The organism is Maribacter sp. (assembly GCF_039968975.1).
Classification (GTDB): domain Bacteria; phylum Bacteroidota; class Bacteroidia; order Flavobacteriales; family Flavobacteriaceae; genus Maribacter.
This window is the reverse complement of the sequence record NZ_JBDVOT010000114.1, coordinates 1-3,644: the sequence shown is the minus strand read 5'-3', so window position 1 is coordinate 3,644 and position 3,644 is coordinate 1. Positions and strand designations below refer to the sequence as shown.

The 3,644-nt window shown below is 35.3% G+C and carries 2 protein-coding genes, 1 tRNA gene and 1 pseudogene; all 4 read right to left on the bottom strand.

All coding sequences use genetic code 11. From position 1 onward, the window contains the following. Positions 1-708 precede the first annotated feature (708 nt). Positions 709-782 (bottom strand) — tRNA-Arg (locus tag ABJI11_RS07810). 66 nt (positions 783-848) lie between these two features. Continuing rightward, on the bottom strand, positions 849-1,292 hold the full coding sequence (locus ABJI11_RS07805) for a GatB/YqeY domain-containing protein (RefSeq protein WP_348350967.1): 444 nt from the start codon (positions 1,290-1,292) through the stop codon (positions 849-851). A gap of 88 nt (positions 1,293-1,380) precedes the next feature. After that, positions 1,381-3,294: a cell division protein FtsZ gene (ftsZ, locus tag ABJI11_RS07800; protein ID WP_348350965.1), complete on the bottom strand. Its 1,914-nt coding sequence runs from the start codon at positions 3,292-3,294 to the stop codon at positions 1,381-1,383. 43 nt (positions 3,295-3,337) lie between these two features. After that, positions 3,338-3,644 (bottom strand): annotated as a pseudogene (locus ABJI11_RS07795) (cell division protein FtsA); the annotation flags it as partial.

Sequence of the window (3,644 nt, the reverse complement as noted above, 5' to 3'; positions counted from 1 at the left end):
ACAACATATCTAAGAACCTTTTCCAACTCCCGATTCTGATATTATCTTCCTCGTTTGCGGGGTGCAAATGTACACACTATTCCTAATACCGCAAGACTTTTTGAAAGAAAATATTGAAAGTTTTTTGACCTAATCATAACTGCATGATTTTGACTAGGTTGCAGAAGTACAAAATCAGGTGAAAATTGAACAACAATGATTACCGCATTACACATTACAGACATCCACTATTAAACTGGTTTATATTTCTCTTATCCGAACAACATTAGATACTCTAAAAAGAAGTTTCAGTTCCTCATTATAATATATATTAAGACCTAAAAAAACGCTAACAATATATAATAACAATGCAGTTTTAGTATTTATACTCATACAACAGTAAAAAACATAAGTAAAAAAAGATTGATTTTAATTGTTACTCATATATACTATATGAAATTCTTCCTACTTTGAGCGTAGCATATCATTAATCAATAACTATAATCAATCGTTTAAAACCCTAGCCAAAATTAATTCTACAGATACTATATGCAAATACCATCTCCATTTTCAGCACAACCAACAACAAAAAATGAAAATTACATTATTACTAGGCAATTTGACACCTATACATTACCACTATAAATAGGTAATACCAACTCACCCAATTATAATAATCACTAAAATACAAAAAAGCCACACCTTTTAAGATGTGGCTTTGAAACCTAGTGACCTCGAAGGGATTCAAACCCCCAACCCTCAGAGCCGAAATCTGATGCGCTATTCAGTTGCGCCACGAGGCCGTTTCTCAATATTCAGTATTCAGTGTTCAATTACCAAAATTAAAAACACTTTAACCCTAATCTATGTTATGCTAACTTCTTTTTTACAATTGTAGAAATCAACTTACCATCTGCTTGACCAGCTAGTTCTTTAGAAACAATACCCATAACTTTACCCATATCCTTCATTCCTGAAGCACCGATAGCATCAATTGTTTGCACGACTACTTTTTCTACCTCTTCTTCAGTAAGTTGTTCAGGTAAAAATTGCTCTATTACAGCAATCTGTGCTAATTCTGGATCAGCAAGGTCTTGTCTACCTTGTTCTATAAAAATAGCAGCACTATCTTTTCTCTGTTTTACCAATTTCTGCACAATCTGTATTTCTTCATCTTCGGTAATTTCTTCACCTCCACTTGTACTTGCTACCAACAATGCAGATTTAATAGCTCTAAGCGATTCTAGTGCCACAGAATCCTTTGCTTTCATTGCCAATTTCAACTGTTCCATTACTCTTTGCTGTAAAGCCATATCTCTTTTATTTTGGTCTGCGAAGATAAAAAATAAAACCCGAAAACTATATTAGTTTTCGGGTTTAAAAAATATTGTGAGACTGCTATTAGTCTACATTATCATGTAAAAATGAGTTATTAGATCTCAACTGAATATCATCATTACTATCCCCACTTAAAGAGGTTCTAGAAATCTTTTTCTCTCTTGAGCTTTCATTTAAATCAACTCCCTGTCTTTGATATGCCGGCTTTTTCTCGTCATAACTGGTAGGTGCGTTGTTTTTGAACTTATAATTGAAATCTTTCAATTTTCTTCTACGCTCATCAGCTCTATCTCTCAATAGTTCTTCTATAGGAGTTTCCATTGGATCCAAAGGCTCTTCTGGACTAGGTTCTCTACTTGGAGCTACTGTCTTTCTTTCAAATACCAACTCATCTTCAACAACTTTAGGCTCAAATTCCTCTGCTTTAGACTTTGCACCAGTTAATTTACTTTCTAACTGCATGTAGTCGTCTAAGCTATAGCGTTTTTCACCATTCTTATTGTACTCCAATACCGGTACGATTTCAATGCTTTCTTTAACATCAATATCCTTTACTTCATCATGTAAATCAAACATGATTACATTCTCTTTCTCCTCCTCATCTCTTGAAGAAGGCTCAAAATCAACTGTAAATTGATCTTCTTGATCTTCTACTTGTAATTCTTCTGGATCAACAACTTCCATATCTCTAAAAGACGATGGTGCATCAACGATGACAAAATCTTCTTCAGAAACATTTTCAGCTAACACTTCCTCGTAAAAAACATTGAAATTTTTAATATAGTTCGTTGTAGGTATCAAGTCAAAATCTTCTTCCTCAACGAACTCATACTTTTTTACGGGTTTGACTTGTTTTACCTCCTCTTCCTCATCATCCATTTCTAAAGTATGGACGGTTTTTTGGTTAGATAACAACATTGCTTCTGCACGTTGACCTTCTTCTAACGTATGAATAATTTTCTTTGACTCGGTATTTACGATATCATCTTGTTGCTCAATATTAAAACCCGTAGCAATTACTGTTACAGCAATAGCCTCACCTAAGCTTTCATCTTCACCAACACCCATAATAATGTTTGCACCGTACCCAGCTTCTATTTGAATATGGTCATTGATTTCACCAATCTCATCGATTGTGATTTCTTGTGCTCCAGAAACAATTAATAACAATACGTTTTTAGCTCCTTGAATTTTGTTATCGTTCAATAACGGAGAATCCAATGCTTTCATGATCGCTTCATTAGCCCTAGCAGAACCAGAAGAAATAGCAGATCCCATTATAGCAGTACCACTATTTGACAGTACTGTTTTAGCATCACGTAAATCTATATTTTGTGTATAGTGATGTGTAATAACTTCTGCAATACCTCTAGCAGCCGTTGCCAATACTTCATCAGCCTTAGAGAAACCAGCTTTAAAACCAAGGTTACCGTATACTTCTCTTAATTTATTGTTATTAATGACGATCAGCGAATCGACATTATTTCGCAACTTTTCAATACCACGTTGCGCTTGTTCAACTCTCATTTTACCTTCGAATTGAAACGGCATGGTAACGATACCAACAGTAAGAACATCCATTTCTTTTGCAAACTTGGCAATTACGGGAGCAGCACCAGTTCCTGTCCCCCCACCCATACCAGCAGTAATGAAGATCATTTTTGTAGTTGTATCCAACATACCTTTAATCTCTTCCATGCTTTCCATGGCAGCCTGTTCACCTACTTCAGGATTGGCACCAGCACCCAAACCTTCTGTTAATGATACACCTAATTGTATTTTGTTGGGCACCGGACTATTGTCTAATGCTTGAGAATCTGTATTACAGATTACAAAATCAACTCCGTTAATTCCTGCTTGGAACATGTGATTAATGGCATTACTACCACCGCCACCTACACCAATGACTTTTATAACGTTGCTTTGATTCTTTGGCAAATCAAAGGAGATATTATCAAATTCGCTGTTCTTACTCATATTCTAATTATTACTGGTTATGTATTCTCTTATGCTATGCTTATTACTCTGCGTTATCTAAAAATTCTTTCAATTTTTCAGACCACTTATCAAAAACAGATTTTCTCTCTTTATGCAAGTTAGGACGGGCCACCGCTTCTGTATCTTGATTTGCGTAAACCAATTCTTCCTCTTCTCCTAGTTGCTGTTCTTGTAAAATCTCTTCTTGCGTTAACTTCAACTTCTCTTGATTTTTAATGGCATTCATTAAAAGTCCAACAGCTGTTGCGTATAACGGACTAGCAACTTCTTCATCAGAATCACCTGCTAAGTGCTCGTTAGGGTACCCAATACGAGTATCCATACCTGTT

Coding starts and splice junctions, on each gene's coding strand:
- ABJI11_RS07805 (WP_348350967.1), bottom strand. CDS start 1,292: ATGGCTTTACAGCAAAGAGTAATGGAACAGTTGAAATTGGCAATGAAA.
- ftsZ (WP_348350965.1), bottom strand. CDS start 3,294: ATGAGTAAGAACAGCGAATTTGATAATATCTCCTTTGATTTGCCAAAG.